At 62.0% G+C, this 26,372-nt stretch carries 25 protein-coding genes and 2 pseudogenes; 8 read left to right on the top strand and 19 right to left on the bottom strand.

What is annotated here, in order from left to right:
• Window positions 1–28 precede the first annotated feature (28 nt).
• The gene (locus FY112_RS24815) at window positions 29–574 is read left to right on the top strand and encodes a YbhB/YbcL family Raf kinase inhibitor-like protein (protein WP_094086900.1); all 546 of its coding nucleotides are present in this window, start codon (window positions 29–31) and stop codon (window positions 572–574) included.
• A gap of 104 nt (window positions 575–678) precedes the next feature.
• Here the strand turns inward: FY112_RS24815 and FY112_RS24810 are convergent.
• Window positions 679–1,168 (bottom strand): annotated as a pseudogene (locus FY112_RS24810) (GNAT family protein).
• 286 nt (window positions 1,169–1,454) lie between these two features.
• Here FY112_RS24810 and FY112_RS24805 point away from each other — a divergent pair.
• Together FY112_RS24805 and FY112_RS24800 are read left to right on the top strand one after the other, a co-directional pair.
• Window positions 1,455–2,333: pseudogene (locus FY112_RS24805) on the top strand (AraC family transcriptional regulator).
• Between the two features lie 186 nt (window positions 2,334–2,519).
• Window positions 2,520–3,050 carry a dihydrofolate reductase family protein gene (locus tag FY112_RS24800; RefSeq protein ID WP_151519500.1) on the top strand — a complete coding sequence of 177 codons (531 nt, stop codon included), beginning with the start codon at window positions 2,520–2,522 and terminating at the stop codon, window positions 3,048–3,050.
• Between the two features lie 313 nt (window positions 3,051–3,363).
• On the opposite strand, the gene FY112_RS24795 is transcribed toward FY112_RS24800, so the two are convergent.
• Complete coding sequence (locus FY112_RS24795) at window positions 3,364–4,011, bottom strand: hydrolase (protein WP_151519499.1); 648 nt, start codon at window positions 4,009–4,011, stop codon at window positions 3,364–3,366.
• Between the two features lie 153 nt (window positions 4,012–4,164).
• Between FY112_RS24795 and FY112_RS24790 the strand changes: the two genes are divergently transcribed.
• On the top strand, window positions 4,165–5,058 hold the full coding sequence (locus FY112_RS24790; protein ID WP_072639938.1) for a LysR family transcriptional regulator: 894 nt from the start codon (window positions 4,165–4,167) through the stop codon (window positions 5,056–5,058).
• 192 nt (window positions 5,059–5,250) lie between these two features.
• On the opposite strand, the gene FY112_RS24785 is transcribed toward FY112_RS24790, so the two are convergent.
• Window positions 5,251–6,147 (bottom strand): LysR family transcriptional regulator, encoded by an 897-nt coding sequence (locus FY112_RS24785; protein WP_017962896.1) that lies wholly within the window; start codon window positions 6,145–6,147, stop codon window positions 5,251–5,253.
• 227 nt (window positions 6,148–6,374) lie between these two features.
• Here FY112_RS24785 and FY112_RS24780 point away from each other — a divergent pair, with 227 nt between their 5' ends.
• Window positions 6,375–7,109 carry an SDR family oxidoreductase gene (locus FY112_RS24780; RefSeq protein WP_131621164.1) on the top strand — a complete coding sequence of 245 codons (735 nt, stop codon included), beginning with the start codon at window positions 6,375–6,377 and terminating at the stop codon, window positions 7,107–7,109.
• A 117-nt stretch (window positions 7,110–7,226) separates the two neighbouring features.
• Window positions 7,227–7,826 (top strand): NADPH-dependent F420 reductase, encoded by a 600-nt coding sequence (locus FY112_RS24775; RefSeq protein WP_151519498.1) that lies wholly within the window; start codon window positions 7,227–7,229, stop codon window positions 7,824–7,826.
• A gap of 339 nt (window positions 7,827–8,165) precedes the next feature.
• Here the strand turns inward: FY112_RS24775 and guaA are convergent, their stop codons facing one another.
• The 3 genes from guaA to FY112_RS24755 all read right to left on the bottom strand — a co-directional run bounded on the left by guaA (window position 8,166) and on the right by FY112_RS24755 (window position 10,927).
• A complete protein-coding gene (gene guaA, locus FY112_RS24765) occupies window positions 8,166–9,728 on the bottom strand; it encodes a glutamine-hydrolyzing GMP synthase (protein WP_017962899.1) in 1,563 nt (520 codons plus the stop codon).
• 114 nt (window positions 9,729–9,842) lie between these two features.
• The gene (locus FY112_RS24760; protein ID WP_003544703.1) at window positions 9,843–10,481 is read right to left on the bottom strand and encodes a 5'-methylthioadenosine/S-adenosylhomocysteine nucleosidase; all 639 of its coding nucleotides are present in this window, start codon (window positions 10,479–10,481) and stop codon (window positions 9,843–9,845) included.
• Complete coding sequence (locus tag FY112_RS24755) at window positions 10,478–10,927, bottom strand: PaaI family thioesterase (RefSeq protein ID WP_003544704.1); 450 nt, start codon at window positions 10,925–10,927, stop codon at window positions 10,478–10,480. Before FY112_RS24755 ends, FY112_RS24760 begins: the two co-directional genes overlap by 4 nt.
• 266 nt (window positions 10,928–11,193) lie before the next feature.
• Between FY112_RS24755 and FY112_RS24750 the strand changes: the two genes are divergently transcribed.
• On the top strand, window positions 11,194–12,270 hold the full coding sequence (locus FY112_RS24750) for a DUF2252 family protein (RefSeq protein ID WP_151519497.1): 1,077 nt from the start codon (window positions 11,194–11,196) through the stop codon (window positions 12,268–12,270).
• Between the two features lie 18 nt (window positions 12,271–12,288).
• Here FY112_RS24750 and FY112_RS24745 read toward each other — a convergent pair whose 3' ends face one another.
• The 9 genes from FY112_RS24745 to FY112_RS24705 form a co-directional block, all read right to left on the bottom strand.
• Window positions 12,289–13,368, bottom strand: coding sequence for a DUF1513 domain-containing protein (locus FY112_RS24745; RefSeq protein WP_151519496.1), 1,080 nt, complete (start codon window positions 13,366–13,368; stop codon window positions 12,289–12,291).
• Window positions 13,369–13,372: 4 nt separating this feature from the next.
• Window positions 13,373–14,473 carry an imelysin family protein gene (locus tag FY112_RS24740; RefSeq protein WP_151519495.1) on the bottom strand — a complete coding sequence of 367 codons (1,101 nt, stop codon included), beginning with the start codon at window positions 14,471–14,473 and terminating at the stop codon, window positions 13,373–13,375.
• Window positions 14,473–16,011, bottom strand: coding sequence for a di-heme oxidoredictase family protein (locus FY112_RS24735; protein WP_151519494.1), 1,539 nt, complete (start codon window positions 16,009–16,011; stop codon window positions 14,473–14,475). The genes FY112_RS24740 and FY112_RS24735 overlap by 1 nt, the downstream gene beginning before the upstream one ends.
• Before the next feature lie 47 nt (window positions 16,012–16,058).
• The gene (locus FY112_RS24730; RefSeq protein ID WP_131627791.1) at window positions 16,059–17,336 is read right to left on the bottom strand and encodes an imelysin family protein; all 1,278 of its coding nucleotides are present in this window, start codon (window positions 17,334–17,336) and stop codon (window positions 16,059–16,061) included.
• 181 nt (window positions 17,337–17,517) lie between these two features.
• Window positions 17,518–18,807: an RsmB/NOP family class I SAM-dependent RNA methyltransferase gene (locus FY112_RS24725; protein ID WP_017962910.1), complete on the bottom strand. Its 1,290-nt coding sequence runs from the start codon at window positions 18,805–18,807 to the stop codon at window positions 17,518–17,520.
• 144 nt (window positions 18,808–18,951) lie between these two features.
• Window positions 18,952–19,314 (bottom strand): septal ring lytic transglycosylase RlpA family protein, encoded by a 363-nt coding sequence (locus tag FY112_RS24720; RefSeq protein WP_151519493.1) that lies wholly within the window; start codon window positions 19,312–19,314, stop codon window positions 18,952–18,954.
• Window positions 19,315–19,727: 413 nt separating this feature from the next.
• A complete protein-coding gene (locus tag FY112_RS24715; protein ID WP_151519492.1) occupies window positions 19,728–20,594 on the bottom strand; it encodes an SDR family oxidoreductase in 867 nt (288 codons plus the stop codon).
• Entirely contained in the window at window positions 20,594–21,745 is a 1,152-nt protein-coding gene (queG, locus tag FY112_RS24710) for a tRNA epoxyqueuosine(34) reductase QueG (RefSeq protein ID WP_151519491.1), read from the bottom strand. The genes FY112_RS24715 and queG overlap by 1 nt, the downstream gene beginning before the upstream one ends.
• Before the next feature lie 12 nt (window positions 21,746–21,757).
• A complete protein-coding gene (locus FY112_RS24705; protein ID WP_020052564.1) occupies window positions 21,758–22,450 on the bottom strand; it encodes a glutathione S-transferase family protein in 693 nt (230 codons plus the stop codon).
• A gap of 230 nt (window positions 22,451–22,680) precedes the next feature.
• Between FY112_RS24705 and FY112_RS24700 the strand changes: the two genes are divergently transcribed.
• Window positions 22,681–23,478, top strand: coding sequence for an undecaprenyl-diphosphate phosphatase (locus tag FY112_RS24700; RefSeq protein ID WP_131621190.1), 798 nt, complete (start codon window positions 22,681–22,683; stop codon window positions 23,476–23,478).
• Window positions 23,479–23,825: 347 nt separating this feature from the next.
• Here FY112_RS24700 and FY112_RS36920 read toward each other — a convergent pair whose 3' ends face one another.
• The 4 genes from FY112_RS36920 to pyrF all read right to left on the bottom strand — a co-directional run bounded on the left by FY112_RS36920 (window position 23,826) and on the right by pyrF (window position 26,370).
• Complete coding sequence (locus tag FY112_RS36920; RefSeq protein WP_003544729.1) at window positions 23,826–23,978, bottom strand: hypothetical protein; 153 nt, start codon at window positions 23,976–23,978, stop codon at window positions 23,826–23,828.
• A 285-nt stretch (window positions 23,979–24,263) separates the two neighbouring features.
• The gene (locus FY112_RS24695) at window positions 24,264–25,244 is read right to left on the bottom strand and encodes a complex I NDUFA9 subunit family protein (RefSeq protein ID WP_151519490.1); all 981 of its coding nucleotides are present in this window, start codon (window positions 25,242–25,244) and stop codon (window positions 24,264–24,266) included.
• Between the two features lie 113 nt (window positions 25,245–25,357).
• On the bottom strand, window positions 25,358–25,645 hold the full coding sequence (locus tag FY112_RS24690) for a DUF1330 domain-containing protein (protein WP_017962917.1): 288 nt from the start codon (window positions 25,643–25,645) through the stop codon (window positions 25,358–25,360).
• A gap of 17 nt (window positions 25,646–25,662) precedes the next feature.
• Entirely contained in the window at window positions 25,663–26,370 is a 708-nt protein-coding gene (gene pyrF / locus FY112_RS24685; protein ID WP_151519489.1) for an orotidine-5'-phosphate decarboxylase, read from the bottom strand.
• Window positions 26,371–26,372: the final 2 nt, after the last annotated feature.

Below are 26,372 nucleotides of genomic sequence, written 5' to 3'. Positions count from 1 at the left end.
CCTGCATTATCAACCGCAGGAAAACAGCATGCGTTTCATCACAGCAGTACTTCTCGCAGCGTCCGTCTTCGGCGCGACGGCCGCACAGGCCGAAATGAGGCTCAGCTCGAAGGATCTGGCCGCCGGCAAGTCCATGGCCGACGCGCAGGTCTTCAACAGCTTCGGCTGCGCCGGCAAGAACATCTCGCCGGAACTGACCTGGTCGGGTGCGCCTGAGGCGACCAAGAGCTTCGCCATCATGGCTTACGATCCGGATGCCCCCACAGGCTCGGGCTGGTGGCATTGGTCGGTCTTCAACATTCCCGCAAATGCCTCGGAGATCGCCACTGGCGCAAGCGGTGACAAAAAGCTTCCCGCAGGCGCCGTCGAAGGTCACACGGATTTTGGCATGTCCGGATATGGCGGCGCATGCCCGCCGGCCGGCGATCAGCCGCACCACTACCAGTTCACCGTCTACGCGCTCTCGGTGGACAAGCTCCCGCTTCCCGAGACCGCACCTGCCGCCATGGTTGGCTTCTATGTCAGGGCCAACACGCTTGCCAAGGCCTCCGTCGAGGTCACCTACGGCCGCTGAAGCCGGCTTCGGATCGCAGTCGTCATCCCTCCATGACAACGGCCGGCCGAGGTGACTGAACCTTGGCCGGCTGTTCCTGTCTGGGGCTTCCCTGGTCTGCAAACCTAGACGGTCATTGCTTCCCAGCAGATCAACGGACCGTCTTCGGCATCGATACGCTCGCCAGTGCGGATGAAGCCATTGCGTTCAAGAACACGCTGGGACGCGATGTTGTAGACCCCGGTCTCCGCAGAGACCAGGGCGACGCGAGGGTCGTTCCGCGCCCACTCCAGCAATTGCCCTATGGCCCGCGTGGTGCATCCGCGGCCTGGCGCGAAGGCGCAACCCCGTAGCCGATGTGGATCTTTCCATCCTGGGGAACCGTGATGACAGAGCAAAGGCCGACGATCTCGTCATCCTCCACGTTCATCCAGGCCGAGGGCGAAAATTCTGCGCCGATGTCAGCCGCGAGGCGGTTCAACATCGCCAGTACTTCAGGAGGCGCAATGGCGCTGTCTTGGACAGGCGCAGATGACGTGGCGCGATGCCCTTCAGCAGCGCTTCAAAATCATGAAACGTTAGTTCGATAATCATAGTCTTCTCGACATTAGACATGCGCGAGCATTGGACGCTAAAGGCCGCGCGATAGAGCGAGGATCAGCTCTCGGTCACGATGCCGAGCTCCTTTATCCCTACCGCAGCAGCCGGTGAGTTCTGGATCGTTGCGACGGCAAACAAAGGCATTCTCCTATAAAAAGGAAATGCGAATAACCGTGCCGGGCGAGGATCGCAAGATGCTCCAATCGGGCGGCACGCCGGCTGATCCATGCCAAACCGCAAGATCGGTCGAGCGCTGGTTGCCGGAGGAATCTAGTTTGAGCTGCCACGGAGACCAAGACGAATGACCGCAGGGCTTCGGAACTATCATCAGCGGATGCAGCGAGTGCTGGACTATATCGACCGGCACCTCGATGACGATCTCGATCTTGACGTTCTGAGCGGTGTTGCAGCCTTCTCGAAGTTTCATTTCCACCGGCAGTTTACGGCGACCTTCGGATTGTCCGTGCATCGCTATATCCAGCTTGCCCGCATGAAGCGTGCTTCATACCGGCTGGCCTACAGGGACGAAGAACGCGTCACCGATATAGCGATGGATGCCGGTTACGATGCGCCGGATGCCTTCGCCCGCGCCTTTCGGCAACGGTTCGGGCAATCGCCTTCGTCGTTTCGGAAGTCTCCCGACTGGGAGCCGTGGCTTGCCGCCTTCGGGCCTCTCGACAATGCAAGGAGCAAGCTCATGCAGAAGACTTTTACCGCTGACGACGTGACAATTCGCAACGTGCTCACCACGCCGGTGGCGATCATGGAGCATCGGGGCGACCCGGCGACGCTCGGTGCCACCATCCAGCGGTTCATCGCCTGGCGCAAGGCCGCTGGCCTGCACCCCGGGATAAGTCCGACCTTCAACGTCTGGCGTTCCGAGGGCGTCCTCAGTCGCCTGCCGATTATAGCGTGGACCTTTGTGTCGGGACCGACCAACCGATCCAGGCGAATGGCGAGGAGATCAAGGTCGGCGAGATCCCTGGTGGGCGCTGCGCGGTGCTGCGCGTCGTCGGCAACACCGACAATCTGGAGCCTGCCGCTCTACCTTTATCGCGACTGGCTTCCGGCCAGCGGCGAAGAAGCACGCGATTTCCCGATCTATTGCCAGCGGTTGGGCTTCTTCCCGGAGGTGCCGGAGCATGAGGCGGTGGCGGAACTGTTTCTGCCGCTGAAATAGCGCCCTGTGATGACGGCTTGTCCATTCTGATCGCTGGAAGCGGACAGGCCGTTGTCCACCCCAGGTCGCGGATTTATGCGCGCTTCAAAACCAATTGCGAAATAAAATCAGTTGAGCTAACTTAAAACTGATTGCATAATGCAATCAGGCCTGCGCGGATATGCCGTTTAAGGAAAGGAAGTGAGTATGGCTAAGCTTGTGTTCGGAATGAACCAGTCCTTGGACGGCTACGTCGATCATATGGCGTTTGGGCCAAGCCCCACACTCTTCCGCCACTTCATTGAGGAGGCTCAGCGGCAGGCGGGCAGTGTGTACGGTCGCCAGATGTATGAGGTCATGCGTTACTGGGACGACGAACTTCCTGAATGGGACGCAGAGCGACAGGCCTTCGCGGCAGCGTGGCGGAACCAGCCGAAATGGGTCGTCTCGCGCTCGTTGAAGTCGGTCGGTCCCAACGCCAGCCTTGTTGGGGAAGATCTTGAGGCCGCGATCCGCAAGCTGAAGGCGGAGCGCGACGGGGAGATCGAAGTTGCCGGCCCCAATTTGGCGCAAAGCCTCACCGAACTTGGCCTGATCGATGAGTATCGAATCTACCTGCACCCCGTCGTGCTCGGTCACGGCAAGCCATATTTCGCCGGACCCCGGCCGCCGCTCCGCCTGATGGCTCATGACCGGATTGGCGAGAATGTGATCAGGTTGACCTACGTTCCGGCTTGATCTCGGGACTCGCCAGATGGAAATCGCTGTGAAAGTCTGGTCTTGGGTTGGGGCCAAAGCGACGGAAACAGCCGCTTTGGCGGCGCCGTCGTGCCGTCGACGGAGGTGACGGCGCGCAGCCTACGAATTCATAGGGGCGCCCGTCGCAAAGGTGGTGCGCGCGATAGCGGACGGGCGCCTGATCCGGGTGCAGATCAGCCTGCGTTGCTAGAACTGGATGATTTTAGGCCAGATCGGCCTAAAACCTGAATCCTGTTCTAAATTAGAAAGTTAGAGCATGATGTCGTCCGAAAACCGCTGACACTTTTCGGCATCATGTTCTAGGCACAGGCGTGTTGAGCAGCTGCTGCTCCCAGAGGTACGCGATACCGCTGCCAGCGGCATGCTGCTTGAGTACCTCAGTCAACTCTGCCGCGTGCTCGGTCCGGGCCCAGTCGCGCTGCCATTCGGACGCCAGCGCCAGCCAGGTCATCATGTTCGCGCCAGCCGCGATCATGCGCTGGATGGCGACCTCGTGGGCCTCGACCGACGTGCCCCCCGACGCGTCGGTGATAACAGTCACATCCCAGCCTTCGCCGAGCGCCTGGATCACCGGCATCGCGACGCAGATTTCGGTCCACAGGCCGGCGATGATCAGCTGCTTGCGGCCGGTCGCCTTGACCGCGTCCACGACCTTCCTGTCTTCCCAGGTATTGATGAACGTCCGGTCGATCACCTCCTGGCCCGGAAATACATCGGTGATTTGCGGGAAGATCAGACCGCCCCGATCGGCGATCACGCTCGTCAGGATGGTGGGAACACCGAAAGCCCTCGCGGCCTTCGCCAGGGCCGTCGAGTTGTTGACCACTGCATGCGGATCGTGGCTGTTCAGGTTCGCGAGCTGGTAAGGCTGGTGGTCGATCAGAACGAGTACCGAATCTTCGGGACGAAGAAGCGAAGCAAGGCCATTACGAAAGGTCATTATAACTTCCTTTGCTGCCGCCCATGAGCGGCATTGGTTTTGCCGGAGACATGCGCCAGGGGCGCCGTTGCCTGGAAGCAGTATTGCCGTTCCTACTCGAGATGCGGTAGCACCATTTTATGGCAAGCTGTGTCGCGAAAAGGGGAACGCTAAATGGACATCGAAGAACTGCAGACCTTCGTGGAAGTGGCTGATGCCGGGGGAGTTTCGCCGGCCGCGCTCCGGCTCGGCGTCTCCAAGTCGATCGTCAGTCGGCGGCTCTCCCGGCTTGAAGCGGAACTTGGTGTCCAGCTTCTTGCACGGACTACCCGAGGCGCCGCTCTCACGGAAGCAGGGGCCACGTTCCGAGATTATGCAGCGAGAGTCTGTGCCGAGATCGACGTGGCCAAGGAAACGATCCTACCCGCCGGTGACCTTCGCGGCCGCTTGCGAGTTGCCGTGCCGCTTTCTTTCGGCCAGACTCACTTCGCTCCCATCCTCGCGGAAATGGCGCGCCGCCACCCCCAACTCCACATCCACACCTGCTACAGTGATCGCTTCGTCGATCTCATCACAGAGGGTTATGATTGTGCGATCCGGGTTGGCTATCTTCAGGACTCCAACTTGATCGCAAGACGCGTCGGACCGATCTATGGGAAGTTCGTCGCGAGCCCGGACTACATCAAGGCGCATGGGTCGCCCGAGACGCCGGAGGAACTCGTCGCTCATGAGGCCCTGATGCAGGGCACCGAAGCCTGGCAACTCATGGATGGCGACAAGATCATCACGGTTCGTCCGCAGGGGCGTTTTAAGGCCGACAACGGCACTGCTCTTGTCGCCGCCGCGGCAGCAGGATTAGGGATCGCTTACCTGCCCGATTGCCTTACCCATGAATTTATAGCCTCCGGCGCGCTTGTGCCGGTCATGACGCATTATCCACCACCCCCGGCAGGTGCATATGTCATCCGCCCGCCAGGTCAGCATCCCGCACGGAAGATACGGGTCCTCACCGAATTGCTGATTGAGTATTGCGAACCGGCTCCGCCCTTTGCAGGTGTCGGTCGCTAGAGCATGATGCCGAAAAGTGTGAGCGGTTTTCGGGCGACATCATGCTCTACTTCTTTGATTTAGATCAGGATGATTTTAGGCCGATCGGGCCTAAATCATCCTGATCTAAAGCGCAAACGGCGCAACATTCGCGCAATCGCAGCTCGGCTTCCGACCGGATGACGGCAAGCGTCGCCGGCGACCTGCCGAGCGTCAGTCGCGCGATATGGACAGCCCGGCGAGAAGCGGAGCGTAAGCGGAGAGCCTGCCGGATACGAACTCCGTGAAGAGCCGGACGCGCTTCGTCTTGCGTGTCTCCCCCTGCGTGAGAAGCCAGAGCGTTCCATGCATGTGCAGGTCGGTGCCCGGCACCCTCACCAGCAGGGGGTCGGCATCCCCGACGAAGCACGGCAGCGTCGTCATCCCGAGCCCTTGCCGTACCGCTACGATCTGCGCCTCGCCGTCCGTGGTCCTGAACGGAACCCCTGTAGTGCGAACCTCGCCCTCGGTGGCCCAATCCGGAATTCCATGCATGCTGATGACGATCCACCGGATGGGATCCGGCGCGCCCGCGCGCCACGCGGCCAGTCGATCGCGAGACATGTAGACGCCGCCGAACAGCTCCGGTCCCTTCAGGCCGTGAAGATTGAGCGGCAGGGTTTTGCGGTCGTAAACGACGCGGATCGCCACGTCGGCCTCTCGGTTGGTCAGATTTGCCAGCTCGCCGGACGACACGATTTCCATCTCGATATCAGGATGCAGACGCGCGAAATCGGCGAAATCCGGCATCAGCAGGTGTGTCGCGAGGGGCGGAGCCAACGTCACCCGCAGAAGCCCGCGCACGCTCTGGTCGCGCCCGAAGACGCGCGTCTCCAGCTGGTGCGACGACGCTTCCATCTGGTCCGCGAGCTCGAGGACCTCGTCGCCCGCAGCCGTCAGGCGGTAGCCCGAAGGCAGCTTTTCGAACATCTGCGCCCCGAGGCGTTCCTCGAGCTGAGCGATGCGTCGCAGCACCGTCGCGTGGTTCACCCCGAGGCGCTTGGCGGCAGCCCGCAATGAGCCTCCGCGCGCGGCGGCAAGAAAGTAGCGAACGTCGTCCCAGTCGATCATGGTGCATTCCCGCGCCGCACGGCGCGGCTTCCGAAGCCCGTTCTAGCACACTGAGCCGCGCTGTGCGCGAGTGTTGCGGCACTTAATCATCTGGATGGATAGTTTTTGCACCAGCGATGTGCGTAATTGCGGACTCACCGCCCGACTTCGGCGAACCCATATCGGGGCTCTCGGGGGACCTCCCCTACAGCCGAAAACGTGTGACGGCGAAACGAAGGATGCATGACATGAACAGACTGAATGGAAAGACCGCCGTGATCACCGGCGGCGCTACGGGCATCGGCCGCGCCGCAGCCAAGCGCTTCATCGACGAGGGCGCCTTCGTCTTCATCTTCGGCCGCCGGCAGGAGGCGCTTGACGCCGCTGTGGCGGACCTCGGGCCCAATGCTCGGGCGGTGAAGGGCTCGGTCTCGGATGAGGCCGACCTTGATCGCCTGTACGACGCGGTGAAGGCAGAGCGCGGAACGCTCGACATCGTCTTTGCCAATGCCGGGGCGGGAAGCCCGCTTCCGCTCGGCCAGATCACCGCCGAGCACATCGATGAGACCTTCGACACCAATGTCAAGGGTACGATCTTCACGGTCCAGAAGGCGCTGCCGCTGATGGGTCAGGGCGGTTCGATCATCCTGACCGGATCGAGCGCCGGCACCACGGGCGCACCGGGATTTACGGCCTACAGCGCAAGCAAGGCGGCAGTACGCAACCTCGCGCGGACGTGGGCTGAGGACCTGAAAGGCACCGGCATCCGGGTAAACGTGCTGTCGCCCGGAGCGACGGCGACCGAACTTGCGAAGGAGGCGCTCGGCGAGGAAGGCCAGAAGGCCTACGGGGCGATGACGCCGCTTCAGCGCATGGCCGACCCTTCGGAGATTGGGGCGGCAGCTGCCTTTCTCGCGTCGTCGGACAGCAGCTTCATGACCGCCAGCGAGGTCGCGGTTGACGGCGGCCTTGCGCAACTGTGACGCGCTGCACCCGGCCAGGTGCTCCGTTCTCTTATTCGGAGCTCTGTGGGGCTCGGCAGATAACCCAGCGCCGTTGAAGGCGGGGAATCAATATCAACACAATATCGGAGAAGCACTATGAGCTACGCAATTGTAGGATTCGGCAAGATAGGCCAGGCCCTCGCCCACGCCTTCGCCCGTAAAAACATCGAGGTGACCGTCGCGAGCCGCCGGCCGCCCGAGGCGTTGGCGCCGCAGGCTCGGGCGATTGGCCCCACGGTCGTCGCCAAGTCGCTGCGGGATGCACTCGAGGCCGACACGATCATCCTTGCGGTCCCGTTCGGCGAGCATCGCGAGGTTGCGAAGGCCATGCCGAGCTGGGAAGGCAAGACAGTCATCGACGCGACGAACGCATTTCCCGTCCCTGAAGAGCTGGACGGCCTCCCGTCCTCCGCCTTCGTCGCGAAATCGTTCACCGGCGCCAAGTTCGTGAAAGGGTTCAATCACCTGATTGCTGCCACCCTGGCTACCGATCCGATCGTCGAGGGCGGCCACCGGGTCGTCTTTCTGTCGAGCGACGACGAGGACGCGATCGCTCCCGTGGCGGACTTGGCCCAACAACTCGGCTTCGCACCCGTCAAGCTGGGAAGGCTCAACGAGGGTGGCGCGCTGGTGCACGCACGCGGCCGCACTTGGGGCCAGCTCATCTTCCAGGATTTGTTCAAGAAGGAGCAGTAATCGATCTACGGCCGTGTGATCAACGCCGAGAACTGGTCGCGCGCGCTAGAGCAATTCCAGGAAAAGTGCGAAGCGGTTCTCCGTCCGGAATTGCGTGAAAACAAAAGGTTAGAGCGGTTCTGCGCTTCTGTGAAAAGCTGAACCGCTCTAACGTCTTCGAGCAGCGCGCGACCGAACATTTGAAGGTCACAAAGTCGCGAAGGTTGGGGTGGGCCACGGCGGATGGGAGCCGTTCGAAGAGCGCGGAGACGCCCGACAGGGGTCGCATAGAATCTATCGGCTGCTATCGATGATCTAGGACTCGCTCGAGTGTCCTCTGCTGTCCGATACTACTCCCCGTCACTCCCACTCGATCGTGCCCGGCGGCTTCGAGGTAACATCGTAGACCACGCGGTTGATGCCGCGCACCTCGTTGATGATGCGGGTCGCGGCGCGGCCGAGGAATTCCATGTCGTAGTGGTAGAAGTCCGCCGTCATGCCGTCGACGGAGGTGACGGCGCGCAGCGCGCAGACGAATTCGTAAGTGCGCCCATCGCCCATGACGCCGACGGTCTGGACGGGGAGCAGCACGGCGAAGGCCTGCCAGATGGCGTCGTAGAGGCCGGCCTTGCGGATTTCATCGAGATAGATCGCATCGGCCTCGCGCAGGATCTCCAGCTTTTCGCGGGTGATGCCGCCGGGGCAGCGGATCGCAAGGCCGGGGCCTGGGAAGGGGTGACGGCCGATGAAGCTGTCGGGCAGGCCGAGCTCGCGGCCGAGCGCGCGCACCTCGTCCTTGAAGAGTTCGCGCAGCGGCTCGACGAGCTGCATCTTCATGCGCTCCGGCAGACCGCCGACATTGTGGTGCGATTTGATCGTCACCGAAGGGCCGCCGGTGAAGGAAACGCTCTCGATCACGTCGGGATAGAGCGTGCCCTGGCCGAGGAAGTCGGCGCCGCCAAGCTTCTTTGCCTCTTCCTCGAAGGTCTCGATGAACAGCCGGCCGATGATCTTGCGCTTGGTTTCCGGATCGCTGACGCCCTCGAGTTCGCCGATGAAGCGATCGGCGGCATCGACGTGCAGCAGGTGCAGATTGTAGTGCTCGCGGAACATGGCGACGACGCCGGCGGCCTCATCCTTGCGCATCAGCCCGTGGTCGACGAGGATGCAGGTCAGCTGGTCGCCGACGGCCTCGTGGATCAGGAGCGCTGCGACGGAACTGTCGACGCCGCCCGAAAGCGCGCAGATGACACGTTTGTCGCCCACTTGCGCGCGGATCTGCTCGACCGCCTTCTGGCGGTAGGCCGACATCGACCAGTCGCCCTTGATGCCGGCAATGTTATGAATGAAATTGCCGATCAGCTTGGCGCCGTCGGGCGTATGCACGACCTCGGGGTGGAACTGCACGCCGTAATATTTGCGCTTCTCGTCGGCGATGAAGGCATAGGGCGCGTTGGAGGAGGTGGCGACCACCTCGAAACCATCCGGCAGCGCGGTGACGCGGTCGCCATGGCTCATCCAGACCTGATGGCGCGAGCCGGAGGACCAGAGGCCCTCGAACAGCTGGCAGTCCCTGTCGACCTCGAGGAAGGCGCGGCCGAATTCGCGGTGATGGCCGCTCTCGACCTTGCCGCCGAGCTGCATGCACATCGTCTGCTGGCCGTAGCAGATGCCGAACACCGGCAGGCCGCTGTCGAAGATGATCTGGGGCGCTCGCGGCGATCCCTCGTCCACCGTGGAAGCCGGGCTGCCGGACAGGATCACGGCCTTCGGCTGCAGGCGGTGGAAGCCCTCTTCGGCCGATTGGAAGGGAACGATCTCGCAATAGACGCCGGCCTCGCGCACGCGTCGTGCGATGAGCTGGGTCACCTGGCTGCCGAAATCGACGATGAGAACGGAGTCGGGATGTGCTGTCTGGGTCATGGCGAGGCTTTAATGAAAAGCGCCTCGCCTTGCAATCCGGGAAATCGGCGGCATCAGGTTTTTATTGTTCCGATTGTCCCCCGCGCGTCTGACAAGGCGCGGGCGCCGTCGGGCTCAGAACCAGAAAACCCCATCCTCCAGCGCCGTGAACAGACTGTCGACGCCATAGGAGAGCTTGCGGTCGACGATGTGCAGATATTCGGTCCAGCCGGAAATATGCTGCAATTCGACGGCGCCGTCGGAAATGCCGCGAAGGCCGATCAGCGGCAGCTTGTAGCCCTGGCAGGCCCGCAGCACCGCATAGGTCTCCATATCGACCATGTCGGCGTCGATGCCTGTATAGGCGGCCCCCGAGATGATGTTGCCGCCGGTGGAAAGGCTTGCTTCGGCAATGCCGGGAATGCGCAGCGGCAGCTCGAGCGTGGCCGGCAGGTCGAGAAAGGGTGTCTTGCCCTTTTCGAAGCCGAGCGGCGAGGCGTCCATGTCGCGGTAGGAAACCGAGGTCACCTGATAGATTTCGGTCTGCTCCAGTTTCGCGGAGCCGGCCGAGCCGAGGGAGACGACGAGATCGGGCAGGTCGTCGACCGCATCCAGCCGCGCCAATGTCTTGCTCAGCGCGATGGCTGCCTCGACCGGGCCGACGCCGGTCATCAGAGGTTCGATGCGCGAACGCAGGAAGGGACCGTATTCGGCCTCCGCCGCCATGACGAAAAGGATGGATTTCCCCGCGACCGATTTCAGTTCGAACTTCATCCCGTAATGCCCTCTCTACCGCGGATCACCATCATCGTTCCGGTCATGGAGGCGATGAGTTTCGCCGGCCCGTCGCTGATCGCGTAGCCTCGTCCGTCGGCGACGATGATGGTGGAGCCGGGTTTGGTGATTTCCCCGCGAAACAGGAAACGATCGCCACGCCCCGGCGACATGAGATTGACCTTGAACTCGATCGTCAGGATCGAGGCTTCCGGGTCGATGACGCTGTAGGCGGCAAAGCCGCAGGCCGAATCGAGCGCTGCGGAAATGATGCCCGCATGCAGGATGCCGTGCTGCTGTGTCAGCTTGACGTCGAAGGGCAGCTCGATCTCGACGACGCCGTGCTCGACGCGCGTCAGCTCTGCGCCGATCGTTTCCATCGCCGCCTGGCGCGCAAAATTGCGGCGGATTCGCGCGCGGAAATCGCCCCTGTCAGTCTCGCTCATGTCTGCCCCTCTTGCAGCCGCGAAAGTGGCATGGCGCGCCGCATTCGACAAGCTGGACATTGCTGAAATCGGTCCGGGCGGCGATGGAAACCCGGGACCGTGTCGCCGAGGCAACCCTTCACCTTTCCGTCGCCGTGCAAGCCGGCACAGCTGGCCAGTACCGCTGGCCAGTACCGCTCGATATGGCGATTCGATGCGAAGACGATTGCAGCTTCGCGCGGTGCGCGTATTCTCCGCATTGGGTCGCGAAATGATGGAGCGCCAGCATGACGACGATATCGCAATCGGTGCGGAATTTCGAGACCTGGCTGGCAGGTGAACTCGGCGACGATCTCGTCAAGGACGATCTCCGGGAGAAGCACGAGAAGATGCGGAGCGACGATTTCGTCTTCCTGCGCGCCACCTATTGGCGCTGGTGCGAGATCATCCGCGATATCTGCCCGGAACTGACGGGCGCGCCTGAGGTACTGGCGATCGGCGACACGCATCTGGAGAATTTCGGCACCTGGCGCGATATCGAGGGCCGGCTCGTCTGGGGCGTCAATGATTTCGACGACGCGGCGGTGATGCCCTATGCATTTGATCTCGTTCGCCTTGCGACTAGCGCCGTTTTGGCCCGCGGCGGTGACGGTCCCTCGGTTCGCATGATCGGCGAATTGATCTTGACCGGTTATCGCAGAGGCCTTGAAAATCCGCTGCCCGTCATCCTCGAGCGCGACCACAAATGGCTGCGCAAGGCGCTGCTGCTGCCGAATTCCGAACGCCGGGAATTCTGGGAGAAATACGAAATGCTGCAGCCCGGCAAGAAGCCGGCACCATCAGCTTATGTCAAAGCGCTCGCAGAGGCGCTGCCGTTGGGGTCAGGATCCTTCGTGGCGAAGCCCCGCAGCGGCGGCACCGGCAGCCTCGGCCGGCCGCGTTTCGTAGCCTATGCCGAATGGCAGGGTGGACCGGTGCTGCGCGAGGCAAAGGCGCTGGTGCCGTCCGCCTGGTCGCTTCGCCACAACCCGCAGGACGTGGCGATCCATGCAAGCGAGATCGCCAATGGGCGGGCGCGCTCAGCCGATCCTCACTATCGGGTCTCCGGCCGCATCCTCGTACGCCGGCTCTCGCCGAACAGCTGCAAGATCGAAATCGACCGGCATCCCGAGATCCTGCTTTCGCCGACGATGCTAGAACTGATGGGCTTTGAGATCGCCAATTGCCATTGCGACGATGCGGCAGCGGTTGCGGCGATCCTGAAGGATTTGGCGGCGCGGGGAAACGAATGGCTGCACGAGGCGGCAAGGGCCGCGGCATCGAGCGTCAGCGCCGAGCAGAAAGCCTATGCGCGTTCCGGTTAAAGCCCTACCTTCCCTGATTTAGATCCGCACGATGTGCTGATCCCAGGCGACGTCGCTGCGGGTCGACAGGAAATCGCCGTCATAGGAGGAGACGGCAAAGCCGCTTCTAGCCGGCGCGATGCCCGCCGCATCCGGTACGGAAGTCTCGGCCAGCATTTTGCCCGTCCTAGCGTCGATGGTCACCGAGGCGCCGCCCTTCGGCGAGGTGATGCCGACGAGACCTTCGCTGCGATTGACGGCGATCGCCCCGACGTAATTGGCAAGCCTGCGCGTCGTCTCCTCCGGCAGGTCGATGAAGGTAAGATCCTCGTCCCTGGCGAAATGGCCGACGAGCGGCGGCAAATCCTTGCGGTGGCCTTCATACTGGCAGGCAAACCAGATGCGGCCGGCGCCATCGAGATCAACATGGCGGGTGGAGAGTTCTGCCCATTCCGCCGGCAGCACATGTTTTTCGACCAGCGCACCGGTTGCCGCATCGATCAGCGCCAGCGACGGCTGCATCTCTCCGAGATTGAGCTTGGTGCGGCCGAAATCCGGATGCGTCTCGATGCCGCCATTGGCGACGATGAGCAGGCGTCCGTCGTCGGAAACGGTCATGTCGTGCGGACCGATGCCGTAGGTTTCGAATTCGCCGATGCGGGTGAAGCGGTTCGTGGCGTCGTAGAGGCCGATCATGCCGCGATTGCCGTCGAAGTCGTTCTCGCTGGCATAGAGCAAACGGCCGTCGGGAGAGAAGGCGCCGTGGCCGTAGAAATGCCGGTCTTCCCTGGAGCTGATGACGATCGGCTCGCTTTTGTTCCAGGGATCGAAGATCATCGCATAGGTGCCGGGCCGGCGCGCGAAGGCGACAGTCTTGCCGGTGCTGGCGCTGAAGGCCATGCCGTGGGCGCGGGCGGGAAGCGCCACCTGATCGACGATCTCGCCGCGCTCGGTCACGGTCGCAATGGCAAAGGAGCCGTCGGCTGCCCGTATGCCCGAGGCATAGACCGCATCAGTCCGCTCCAGCGCCATCAGCGACCTTGGCGTCAAGGTGGCAAGGAAGCCGAGCCCCGCCGCCTTGACGAAGCTGCGTCGGTTGATCGCGGCACTTTGCATCATCGTCTCAATCTCCGTCCGAAAAGGAAAAGCCGGCCGAAAGGCCGATGGCTGCGCCATATTCGTCGCTGATCCGGGTGATCAGGTCGCGGCTTTCGGCAAGCAGCGTATCGAGCTTGGCCTTCTCCGCATCGCTTGTGGCGACGTCGATATCGGGATTGAGCTTCGGCACGCTGTCGAGCAGTGATTTGAAATCCTCGTCGATCGAGGCGGCGATCGGCTGTTTATCCGGTGGCAGAAGCTCGGCCATGCCGGCCTTCTGCCAGAGCGTGCGCAGGCCCTCCAGATTGGCGGCCATCGATTTCCAGGTGTTCTTGGAGCGCCAGTAGATCGCCATGCGCGGCCGTGGCGCGGTGTCCTTGCCCTTGTAGAATTGCTCCAGCCGCTGGTCGCGGACATTCTCGGCGCCATGGACGAGAATGCCGAGCAGCGCGGTCACCGCTTCCTTGTTGTCCATGAAATCATTGCTCTGCGGGCCTGGATGTTTCCAGCTCGCCTGCACGCCGTCGGGTTTTTCCCAGGCGGCGACGACTTCGCCGGCTTCACGCTGGATATTGCCGGCGACCGCCTCGCCGTAAAGGCAGCGGAAGCTGCCTTTCTGCCCGATGAGATCGTTGGAGCCATTGCCGTAGAGCACGTATTCCAGCGCCGTCAGGCCCTGCAGCGCAACGCTCTTGCCGGCGATCGCATCGACCGTCGCATCCTTTGGATCGGCCTTGGCGATCAGCGCCTGCACCTGCTTGAGGCCGACGCCCTTGCGGTCGGGATAAAACAGGATGTGCTCGAAGAGATTGTCCTGGATAACAGGCCCGGTCTGCACGATCTCGATGATCGACCAGTAGCGGATCGTATCGTCGAAGGCGGATTTCGCCTTGTCGAGCGTCTGCTGCGTACCGTCGGCGCAAAGATCCTTCATCGCCGTCGTCAGCCGGGCGGCCGATTGCTGCATGTTGCGATAGCCGGGACGGATCACCTCGTCGACGGCGCGCTGCATGACGGCGGGAACGGCATCCTCGTTCAGCCCTGCCGGGGGAGCTACGGTCTGGGCGGCCGCGGATGTGGCGAGGCCGATCAGAGTAAGGCAGAGCAGGGGGTGCCAAAGGCGCATCAAAGTGACTCCAGGAATGTAATCAGGGCCGCCCTATCGTCTTTCGGCAGGGAGGAGAAAATGTTGCGGGCCTTTTCAGCTTCGCCGCCATGCCAGAGGATCGCTTCGGTGAGATCACGCGCACGGCCGTCATGCAGGAAAAAGCTGTGTCCGCTGACAGTCCGGGTCAGTCCTATACCCCATAGCGGCGGCGTGCGCCATTCACGTCCGCTTGCAAGGCCGACCTGCTGCCCGTCGGCAAGCCCGTCGCCCATGTCGTGCAGAAGAAAGTCGGAATAGGGCCAGATCAGCTGGAAGGACTGCGCTTTTTCTTGCGTATCCCGCCGGGTGACGAATTTCGGTACATGGCAGGAAATGCAGCCGCTTTCGTAGAAGATGCGCTTGCCCTGCAGCGTCTCGGGGAAACTCGCCTTGCGCCGTGCCGGAACGGCAAGATTTCCGGAATAGAAGGTGACGAGGTCGAGAATGGGACCCGGCGCTTCTTCTGCGCCCAGCCGTTTCTGCACGCCGGTCGGCATATCAAGGCATTTTTCTTCCGCCTTGGTGCAATCGCCCTGCGCATTCGGGTGATCGGGCGTCGAGATGCCGATATCATTGGCGAAGGCATCCGCACTCTGGTCGCGCACCGTGGCGTTCTGCGCCTTCCAGCCGAAGCGGCCAAGCGCGATCTTGCCGCTGCGGTGGTCGCGCACGACCGCCGCCTTGCCGGAGATGCCGTCGTCGTCAGCATCGTCAGGATCGGCATGGGCAAGGATATCGGCCTCGGGAATGGCCTCGATCAGTCCGAGGCCGATCATCGCCGAGGCGACACGCGGCGAAATCGTCGTCGCGGGATCGAGCGGCCCATAGCCAAGGTTCGTCACCGCATAACTCGGCCGGCGCAGCGAGACGGTCTCGCCGTCGCCGAGCGTCACCCTCTCGTCGCGGTAGCTGATCGCCATCTTCCCTTCGGCGCCAAGGCCGGGAACGGCGAGGTCCTGCAGCTGATGGCCGTAGACCGGATCGGGAAAATTGACGACATCGGCACGCGCGACCGCCTTCTCTTCCTCCGGCGTCGTGGCGGTACGGGAAAGCCGCAGGAACATCGAGGTGGCGCTCGGACCTCCCTCCGGCGGTCTGCCGCGGCCGTCATTGACATGGCAGCTCATGCAGGAGCGGGCGTTGAACAGCGGCCCAAGACCATCGGAAGCCTGTGTGGAGGAAGGAGCGGACACCCAGAGCTTGCGGAAGAGCGCATTGCCGAGCTTGAAATTCTGCTCTTCCTCGAAGGGGATATTGGCCGAAATATGCGAGAAGCTGTCTTCGGTGACGGGATCGATAGAGGTTGTCGCACCCGCCTGCATGGCTTCGTATTGTTCGGCCTTGGAAAAATCCGCTGTCGGCCGCGTCACATCGGCGACGCGTTTCAGATCGGCCTCGGAGAGGTCGGTGCGTTTGCTCGGCAGATCGAAACCGGCGGCGATGCTGACGGAAAAACCGGCAAGCGTTGCGCAGAGCGTTGCGCTGGCAAAAAAACGGCGGGCCGGGGCATGCGACATTTCAGGGTCCGGGCCGCTCCGGCTTTCGAAGCGGCCCGCCTTTTTGCTTATTGGAAGACGGCGTTAGGATTATCCAAGCTGTCGGAACCTTCAAGCTGAACCGTGCCGAGATCAAGTGCGGCAATAACGCGCTGCACCGATTTCGTCTGGTCGATCAGCCCGTCGATGGCGGCCTGGACGACGGCGTTGCCGTCCTTGTTGCCTTCGCCGATCATCTGATCGTACTTTTCGACCGTCTCGCCGCGCTTTGCCATGGCATTCATCGCATCGAGCGTCTTGTTGAGCTTGGCTTCCACTTCGGCATCGAGCGCCTTGTCCTTGGCGGCCACCAGATCGTGCAGCGACGGGCCGCTGAGCTTGGTGCCGTCGACGCGGGTATAGTTGCCGGTATAGGCGGCAGCGATGCCGATCGCGTCGTTGAGATGCGAGTTGTAGGTATTGTCCGAGAAGCAATCATGCTCTTCTTCCGGATCGTGCAGCAAGAGGCCGAGCTTCATGCGCTCGCCGGCAAGCTCGCCGTAGGAGAGCGAACCCATGCCCGTCAGGATCGCGACGAGGCCGGCTTTCGGATCAGCTTCGACATTCTTCGTCGCAGCACCATCCGGCTTCCAGTTGTCAGTCATTTCCTGCAGGTCGGAAACGAGCAGGGTGGAGGCGGACTTCAGATACTCGGCGCGGCGGTCGCAATTGCCGTGCGTGCAGTTCTTGAGGTCGTAATCGGTTGCTGGGCGGTCGCCGGCGCCAGGGCCCGTGCCGTTCAGATCCTGACCCCAGAGCAGGAATTCGATGGCATGATAGCCGGTCGCGACATTGGCTTCGATGCCGCCGGCCTCGGCCAGCGTGCCGGAGAGGAATTCCGGCGTCAGCTTGGAGGCGTCGACATCCTTGCCGTCGATCTTGATCGTCTTGTTGGCGATGACATTTGCCACATAGAGAGAATTTTCGTCGCTCTCGGTGCCGTAGGAAGCGTCGACATAGTCGATCAGGCCTTCATCGAGCGGCCAGGCGTTGACCCTGCCTTCCCAGTCGTCGACAATCGGATTGCCGAAGCGATAGACTTCCGTCTGCTGGTAGGGGACGCGCGCCTTGATCCAGGCGTCCCTGGCCGCCTTGAGCGTCGCGTCGGTCGGCGCCTTCAGGAAGGCGTCGATCGCAGCATCGAGCGCCTTGGCCGTCGTCAGCGAGTCCTCGTATTTCGCATGCGCCACATCGGCATAGTGTTTCACCACGCTAGCAGCGTCGGTCTCGGCATGCGCGGGAAGGGCGAGCAGGGCTGCGGGGGCGATCGCCAGCACGGCTGCGCGGAATTTGCGGTTGAGCTTCATGATCCTCTCCTCTGACGGGATTTTCCGTCTAATCGGGCTTCGTCTCTTCGCGCAAAAGCAAACTGGTGTCAAATTCTCTAGTTTGGAATGATTTTAAGAATAGACAGGCGCGGCTAACCGGTCATTTTTGACCGGCATTTGCTTGAAAAACCGGCAGCTGCGCAGGCCTCTGTAAGCCGCGTCAGCCCTTGCGCTGCATGCGGCAGAAGAAGAAGCCATCGGTATCGGTGGAGGCGGGCGTCAGCGTTACCGTCAGGCCGTCGGACGAATGCGGACGCGGGGCATCGTTGCCGAACAGGGCTTCCCAGGCAGGCAGGGCGCTGACGAGCTGAAAGTCAGGATTATCAGCCGTGAAGCGGCGCGCCTGCTCCTCGTTTTCCTGGGGCAGGACCGAGCAGGTCACATAGATCAGATCGCCGCCTGATTTGACGAAGCCGCTCGCCTGCGCCAGCGCGTCCTGCTGCTGGGCGGTGCGCTCGTCGAGGTTTTTCGCCGTCAGCCGCCACTTCGTATCGGGGCGGCGGCGCCACGTGCCGGTGCCGGTGCAGGGCGCGTCGACCAGCACCTTATCGCAGCGTCCGGCAAGGGCGGAGAGCGCTCTGGCGTCGTCATGCACCTGGACATTGCGCGTGCCCGCCCGCTTCAGCCGCTCGATGATCGGCGCCAGCCGTTTGCGGTCGGCGTCATAGGCGTGAACCTGTCCCTTGTTCTGCATGGCGGCCGCCATGGCGAGCGTCTTGCCGCCGCCGCCGGCGCAATAATCGAGAACCTGTTCGCCATCATGGGCGAGCACCAGGTCGGCAACGATCTGCGATCCCTCGTCCTGAACTTCGAACCAGCCCTTCTGGAACGAAAGCTCGGCTGTCACGTTGGGAAGACGCGAGGCGCCTTCGCCAGCGGCAATCCGGATGCCGTAGCGGGCGATCTTTGCTGCATGCGCGTTGGCTCTTTCGAGCGCCTTGACGACCTTGTCGCGGGAGGCTTTGAGCAGGTTGGCGCGCAGATCGAGCGTCGGGCGGGCGGCGAGCGCCTGTGCCTCGGCGAGCCAGCCGGCGCCGAAGGCCTGTTCGAAGGAGGGTTGGACCCATTCGGGAATATCGCCGCGAATATGCGGCGGCGCATCGTCGAGCGAGCGGCTTTGAAAGGCCGCAACGGCGTCGGCCGAAAGCGGCGCCGGCGCAAACTTGTCGTCCGCCAACTCAGCGGCAAGACTGTCTGATGTAAAACCCCATTGGCGAAACATGACGGCGTGGGCAACGGCCGCAGCACTGTCGTCATCCATCAGCCAGGCATGGGAAAGCCGCATGCGCAGTGCGTCATAGACGATGTTGCCGATCGCAGCACGATCGCCGGAGCCGGCGAAGCGGTGCGCGAGGCCCCAGTCCTTCAGCGCGTCGGCGACGGGCCGCTTGCGGGCATCGATGTCCGCGAGCACAGAAATCGCCCCTTCGAGGCGGCCGCCCAGACGCATTCACATGTCTCCTGTTGCCGTGGCGTGTGAACGATTAGCGCAAACGCGAGTGTCACGCAGTCAATTGTTCACAAGTCTCAACCGGGTGGTAACCGCGATTGACGGCAAGAGCAAGCGCCGCTTCCGGCGCAGTCAGTGCTGGCCTCAGCCGATGACCTGGTAGCAAACCTTCGCAGTGCCGGAGCTCACCATGCCGATATTCTGGGCGGCGGCGCGCGACAGGTCGATCACACGACCACGGATGAACGGACCACGATCGTTGATACGAACGACGACGGTGCGGCCATTGTTGCGGTTGGTGACCTTCACCTTGGTGCCGAAAGCAAGTGAACGATGTGCGGCAGTCAAGATGGCAGGGTTCATACGTTCCCCGGAAGCAGTTTTGGAGCGAAGTGCGTACCATGAAGCACCGCCACAACCATTGCCAGCAAAACCTTCCGCCGGAAGCATGGAAGAACAGGCTGCAATAGTTACAGCGGCGATAATAGAACGACGTATGTTCTTCAAAACAGAGTATCCCTCAACTATTGAACTCAACGCCCTTGCAGGCGGCGGGGCTTAAATCTGTGAAAAAGTGGCGAAAAAGTGCCGCTGCTGTTCACGGAATATTACAATCGGTAACATTCGTGAGTGTGATGACGAGATTTCAGGAATGCGCGCCGCGCCCAAACGTAGAAAAAAGCTAATAAAATCAGTTAAAATCCGAACGAATTTTCCGAAGGGATAGTTAACGCCATGGCGTTCACGAAAATCGCGAAAATATTTTTCCGATTTCGCCATATTTACTGCCACATTTGGGCAAATTCAAAGGCCGTTAACCATAAGATGCGGCGAAAATTGTCCGGCCAAAGCGGGAAAGTAGGAATTTCCTACTCATTTTGGGCGAGCACATCCGTCGCAAACAGGACTGGGTTCTACTACTACCGCCAGCATCCATCCCGCCACAATTGCGCAAGCGACATAGGATAGTTCGGGAAGGAGAATGCGAAGCCGGCGGCCTTCAGTTTCGCATTCGAAACCCTTTTATTCTCCCCGTAGAAAGTGCGCGCCATCGGCGTCAGTTCGGCGGTTTCGAACGCCTGCTCCGGCGGCGGTTCGACGCCCATCAGGCGGGCGGCCTCGACGATCACATCCTGCGGCGGGCCGGGCCGGTCATCGGTGACATTATAGATGCCGCCGAGGTGGTGCTCCGACAGGAAACGTGTCGCAGCACCAATATCCTCGACGCGGATGCGGTTGAACACCTGGTCCTTCTTGATCAGCCGTCGCGCCGTGCCCTTGTCCAGATTGCAGAAGGCGTTGCGTCCCGGCCCATAGATACCTGAAAGGCGAAGCACCGCCGCCGGCACGCCGCGCTCCCGGCCCATTGCCAGCCAGCCCTCTTCCGCCTCGAGCCGCTCGGTCGACCGTCCGGAAACGGGCAGGCAGGGCGTTTCCTCGCTCACCCAGGCGCCCTGGTGATCGCCATAGACGCCGACGGTGGAGAGATAACCGATCCATTCGAGCTTCGGCAGCAGGCGTGCGCCGTCTTTACCGAGCAGCCGCAGCAGCGGGTCGGCCTGTCCAGGTGAGATCGACTGCACGAGATGCGTGACGCTTGCCAGCGCCTGGCGGAGCCCGTCCTCCATGCTCTCTCCGTCGAAAAGGAACGCTTCGATGCCGTTTTCGCGGAGCGCTTCCACTTTGTCAGGTGAGCGCGTGGTGCCGGAAACCCGCACGCCGTCGCCGGTAAAGGCCTTGGCGATTGCCGTGCCGGAATAACCGCAGCCAAAGATCATCACATGCATCAGCTCACTCCCGCCAATCGCCATTCGCTCAATACGTCGTCATCTCTCTCATCCGCCCGTTGTGCGGCAAAGGCCGCAAATTCGCCAGCCTCCATCAGCCGCGAAAGCGCCCATACCGCCATGCCGCGCACCACAGGCGAGGGATCCTCCGAAAGCCCGCGACATTGCCCGATAAACGCCTTGTCGCCGGAATTGCCGGCGGCGATCAGCACGTTGCGGATAAAGCGGTCGCGGCCGATCCGCTTCACCGGCGAGCCGCTGAAAAAGGCACGGAAGGCGGCATCGTCGAGTGTCAGCAGAAAGGCGATCGACGGCTCCTTCAGATCTTCCCGCGCCTTGAGCTTCATCTCGGAGGCGGAGCTTGCGAACTTGTTCCAGGGACAGGCGGCAAGACAGTCGTCGCAGCCATAGATGCGGTTGCCGATCAGAGCGCGCAAATCGGCCTCGATCGGTCCCTTGTGCTCGATGGTGAGATAGGAGATGCAGCGCCGCGCGTCGATCTGGTAAGGCGCCGGGAAGGCGGCCGTCGGACAGATGTCGAGACAGGCGCGGCAGGAGCCGCAATGATCGGTTTCCGCTTCATCGATCACGAGATCGGCGGTGGTGAACATCGTGCCGAGGAACAGCCAGGAACCATGCGTGCGGCTGACGAGATTGGTGTGTTTGCCTTGCCAGCCGAGCCCGGCCGCCGCCGCCAGCGGCTTTTCCATGACAGGCGCTGTATCGACGAAGACTTTGACGTCGGCGCCCGCCCGCGCCGCAAAGCGCGTGGCGATCTCCTTCAGTCGGCCCTTGATGACGTCGTGATAATCGCGGTTGCGGGCATAGACCGAAATCGCTGCCTTGTCCGGCTTGTCGAGAATGCCGCGGGGATCTTCTTCCGGCGCGTAATTGAGGCCGAAGACGACGACGGAGCGCACTTCGCTCCACAGCGTGCGCGGATCGCCGCGCCGGTCGCGCGTCTCCGCCATCCAGTCCATCGTCCCGTGGCGCCCGGCATCGATGAACTGGCCCAGACGTTCTTTCGCTTGCGGGATCGCATCCGGGCGCGTGATGCGGCAGAGATCGAAGCCCTTGGCGGCAGATTCCGCCCGGACGAACTCGGTCAAATTGTCGCGGCGGCGGCGGTCTTTGTCGTCAGGTTCGGGCATGAAGAGCCCTCGTCAGAAATCAAGATCGGCATAATGTGAAACCGGTGTCAGGCCGCGCACGCGCTCGGTCAGCATCGGCCGGAAGGACGGACGCGACTTCAGCCGCTGGTACCAGTCCTTGACGACGGGCGAATCCGCCCACTCGATCTCGCCGAGATAATCGAGGATCGAGATCGAGGCCGCAGCGGCAAGGTCAGCATAGCTCATCCGCTCGCCGGCCAGCCACTGACGCGAGCCGGCAAGCCAGGTCAGATAGCGCATATGCTGGCGGATATTTGCGCGAGCCGTGCGCAAAACCTTCGAATCCGGTGCTCCGCCGCCCTGATCGGCGCTCATCTGCAACTTATAGACACGCTCGCGGGCGAGCGGCTTGGTCACGTCGTTTTCCATCTTCTGCATGAACCATTCGGTCAGCCGGCGGATTTCCGCGCGCTGGAAAGGGTCTTCGGCGAGCAGCCGCCGGTCGCGCTTCAAGACGCCATGCGTCTCGTCCAGATATTCGGATATGACGCTCGCGCCGCAGAGCGCGCGCATGCTGTCGTCGACATAAACAGGCAGCGTGCCGGCCGGATTGAGCGCCAGGAAATCCCGGCGTTTCTCCCATGTCTGCTCTTCGATCAGATCCGCCTGATAGCCGTATTCCGCCAGGATCAGCCGGACGAAGCGAGATGCGGATGACATGGGATGATGATAAAGCGTGGGCATCGATACTCGGGCGTTGTGATTGCTGTTACAGGACTGTGTGGCAACTCGATTATAGCGCCCTAGTCATGACTCATTGGTTGAAGCTATAGGAGCTTGGCCCCGCCAATACAAGCGAATCGGATTTTACGCCGTCTGACGATGGCAAAACACGGTCTAACGAATGATTTGAAACGGCGGCCTGATCGACCCAAGCGTTCAGGCCCGGCCGAACTTTAAACCGGAGACAATGTATGGATTATATAAGTGCTATCATTCTCGGTATCATAGAGGGGATCACCGAGTTTCTGCCGATCTCGAGCACCGGCCATCTCATCATTGCGGAGCAATGGCTCGGCCACCGGTCGGACATGTTCAACATCGTCATCCAGGCGGGTGCCATTCTCGCCGTCACTATCATCTACTGGCGTCGTCTGGTGGATCTGGTGCTCGGCTGGCGCGACCCGGTCAATCGCGATTATGCCGCCAAGCTGATCGTCGCCTTTCTCATCACCGCCATTCTCGGACTGGTCGTCAAGCGGCTCGGCTTTGAACTGCCGGAGACTGCAACACCGATTGCCTGGGCGCTCATCATCGGCGGTATCTGGATGATCTTTGCCGAGTGGGCCGCCGCCCGCAGACCGCCCCATAAAGAGATCACCTGGCTTGTCGCCATCCTGGTCGGTATCGCCCAGATCGTTGCCGGCGTCTTCCCGGGAACCTCGCGCTCCGGCGCCACGATCTTCGTTGCCATGCTGGCAGGCACGGGCAACCGTGCTGCGGCGACCGAATTCGCCTTTCTCGTCGGCATTCCCACAATGTACGCCGCCAGCGGCTATGAATTGCTGAAGACGTTCAGGGATGGCGGAGCGGCAGGTGAAGACTGGACGGCGCTCGGCATTGCCTTCGTCGTCTCCACGGTCGTCGCCTTCATCGCCGTCAAATGGCTGCTGGCCTATATCAGAAGCAACCGGTTTACGCTGTTTGCCATCTACCGCATCATTCTCGGTGTTTTGCTGCTCGGCATGGCCGCGACCGGCTTGATTGCCTGAGGCATTCGTCCCACATTTGCATTCGCGCAACTCCCGGCGCGAATGCAAATGCCCCGTCGGACCGCACAAACAGGCACCCGATTACCGGCAAAGCGCCGATTTTTTCAGTTAGAGCAATTCCAGGAAAAGTGCGAAGCGGTTTTCCGTCCGGAATTGCTTAAAAACAAAAGGATAGAGCGGTTCTGCGCTTCCGTTAAAAGCTGAACCGCTCTAGTCATTGAGGGGATACGCTCCCGCCGCCGTTTTGAAGCAGGCGAGACTGAGCGGCGATCTCGAAGCGCCCTGTTTCAGGCGTTCCGATGACTGCTTGCTGGGAGCAGGATGCCGGCGCAGGGCCGGGCTTTTCGTCAATGGATGATCGAAGCCGTAGAGCAAGGATCGACGCCGTAGGCCGGCGAGCAATCGCCCTTTACCGCCGCGACCGAACCGGGCGCAACGAAAGAGCCTGCAAGGATAACCAGCGCCGCACACGCAAACAGGAGCGCGATTGACTTGCCCATTGAGAATTGCCTTTCACAGTGATTGCCGCGCGCGACCGCAGGCGTTGAGTCCGTTGGAAGACGCGCGGGTTTGGTAGTCAGTGGAATGGCAAATAGCAATAAACGTTCCTGCTAAATTTGGCGTTAATTCCACAAAATTTCCGATGCGTCTTTTATGCAACGCTGCTGAATATGCCGAGCACCAGAACACTTCAAACTTGCGCCGGGCTTTGCAGGACACGGCAACACCAAAAGGCCGCCCGCGGCATCCGCAGACGGCCAAGTCTCATTGTCTGGAAAAGATGGTCAGGCGGCCTTGCCGGTGCCGGTGTATTGGCCGTGCGGACGATAGTGCACCAGATAGGAGCCGAGCACCGATGCCACCATCGTGGGCGCAATGCCGAGGCCCTTCAGCGTGCGGCCTTCCGCCTCGGCTTCCGGGGAGACGACATTGTCGCGCTTCAGCATGCGCACCTGGTCCGGCGTGATCGGTGGCGTGATAAAGGGGATCAGCGAGGCGATGCTGCCGATCATCGAAGCGACGCCGAAGGGCAGGGATACCAACGGGTTCTTGCGGCACGTCACCTTCAGCATCGTCTCGAGACATTCGCGGAAGCTCAGCACCTCAGGCCCGCCAAGCTCATAGACCTTGCCGCCGGCGACCTTGCCGTCGACGGCGCGGGCGACGGCCTCGGCGACATCCTCGACATAGACAGGCTGGAATTTCGTCTTGCCGCCGCCGATGAGCGGCAGGATCGGCGACATGCGCGCCATCTCGGCAAACTTGTTGAAGAAACTGTCCTCCGGTCCGAAGACGATCGACGGACGGAAGATCACTGCATCGGGCTTGACCGAGAGGATGGCCGTTTCGGCGCGACCCTTGGTGCGGCCATAGTCGGAATCGGACTTCGCGTCGGCGCCGATCGCCGAAATATGCGTCAGTGTCGCACCTGCGCCGCGCGCCGCCTCGGCGATCGCACGGCCGCCGAATTCCTGTACGGCGTCGAAAGTGTTGCGGCCGGTCTCATGCAGAATGCCGACGCAGTTGACGACGTGGCTCGCACCGTCGACGGCGCGGTCGATCGAGCTGCGATAGCGCAGGTTCGCCTGCACGAAGGAGATCTGGCCGACATTGCCGAGCGGCTGCAGGAAGCCGGCGAGATCGGGACGGCGCACGGCGACGCGGATGTTATAGCCGCGCTTGGCCAGCGCCCGAACCACGTGCCTGCCCACGAAGCCGGACCCTCCGAACACGGTGACGAGCGGCGGCAGGTTGGCAAGGGTCATGGCAGGCTCCTCGAAAGGCTTGGCGGGATGCTGAATTGGCTCTCGTCTTAGCCGAATCCCGGCGCGACGGGAAGGCCCATCACGCCGTCAGTTTTTTGCGAACGCGAAGTTGCTCAGACGCCTTCGACGACGACCATTTCCGCATCGGCCGCTTCCTGGCGGATTTTCGCGGCGATCTGGTATTCCGGCGAATTATAGCAGTCGACCGCATGTTGCATCGACGGGAATTCGATCACCACGTTGCGGGCGCGCGCCTTGCCCTCGAGTTCGGTGAAAGCGCCGCCGCGCGCCAGGAAATTCGCCCCATATTTTTCGAAGGCCGGCTTCGCCGCCGTCACATAATCCTTGTAGCGCTCGGCATCGCGAACGTCGACGCGGGCGATCCAGTATCCTTTGGCCATGGTCTTCTCCCTTTAATTTAGCGATTTGCCGGCCAGAGTGCGCTCACCATCTCGCTGAGGATCGCGCGGGCGGCATCTCGAGGATCCGGCGCCTTGACGACAGGCCGGCCGACGACGAGATGCGTCGCTCCCGCCTTCAGTGCGTCGAAAGGCGTCATCACCCGTTTCTGGTCGCCCTTGTCGCTACCATCAGGGCGAATGCCGGGGGTGACGATCGCCATGTCGGAGCCGACGATTTCGCGCACCGCGGCTGCTTCCTCCGCCGAGCAGACGATACCGCCCATGCCGGCTGCGCGCGCCTGTTCGGCGCGGCGCAGCACCAGGCTGTGCGGGTCGTGTTGGTAGCCGGCATCGGCAAGGTCGTCGGCATCCATCGAGGTCAGCACGGTCACGCCGAGCAGGCAGAGGCCGGAGCCGGCCGCGGCCTCGACCGCCGCCTTCATCGCCTTCGGATAGGCATGCAGCGTCAGCATCGACATGCCCATCTTGGCGATGTTCTCGACGCCCGAGGCCACGGTATTATCGATGTCGAGCAGCTTCATGTCGAGGAAGATCTTCTTGCCGCTGGCGGCAAGATCGCGGGCGAATTCCAGGCCGCCGGCAAAGACCAGCTGATAGCCGATCTTGTAGAAGAGAATGTCGTCGCCGAGCGTGGAAACCAGTCTTTCCGCCTCGCCGATCGTTGGAACATCCAGGCCGACGATCAACCGCTCGCGTGCGTCCATCT

This window comes from Rhizobium sp. PEPV16 (assembly GCF_008919455.1).
In the GTDB taxonomy this organism is placed as follows: Bacteria; Pseudomonadota; Alphaproteobacteria; order Rhizobiales; family Rhizobiaceae; genus Rhizobium; species Rhizobium leguminosarum_Q.
The sequence above is the reverse complement of the archived record's forward strand: the minus strand, read 5'-3'. Positions and strand labels throughout refer to the sequence as shown.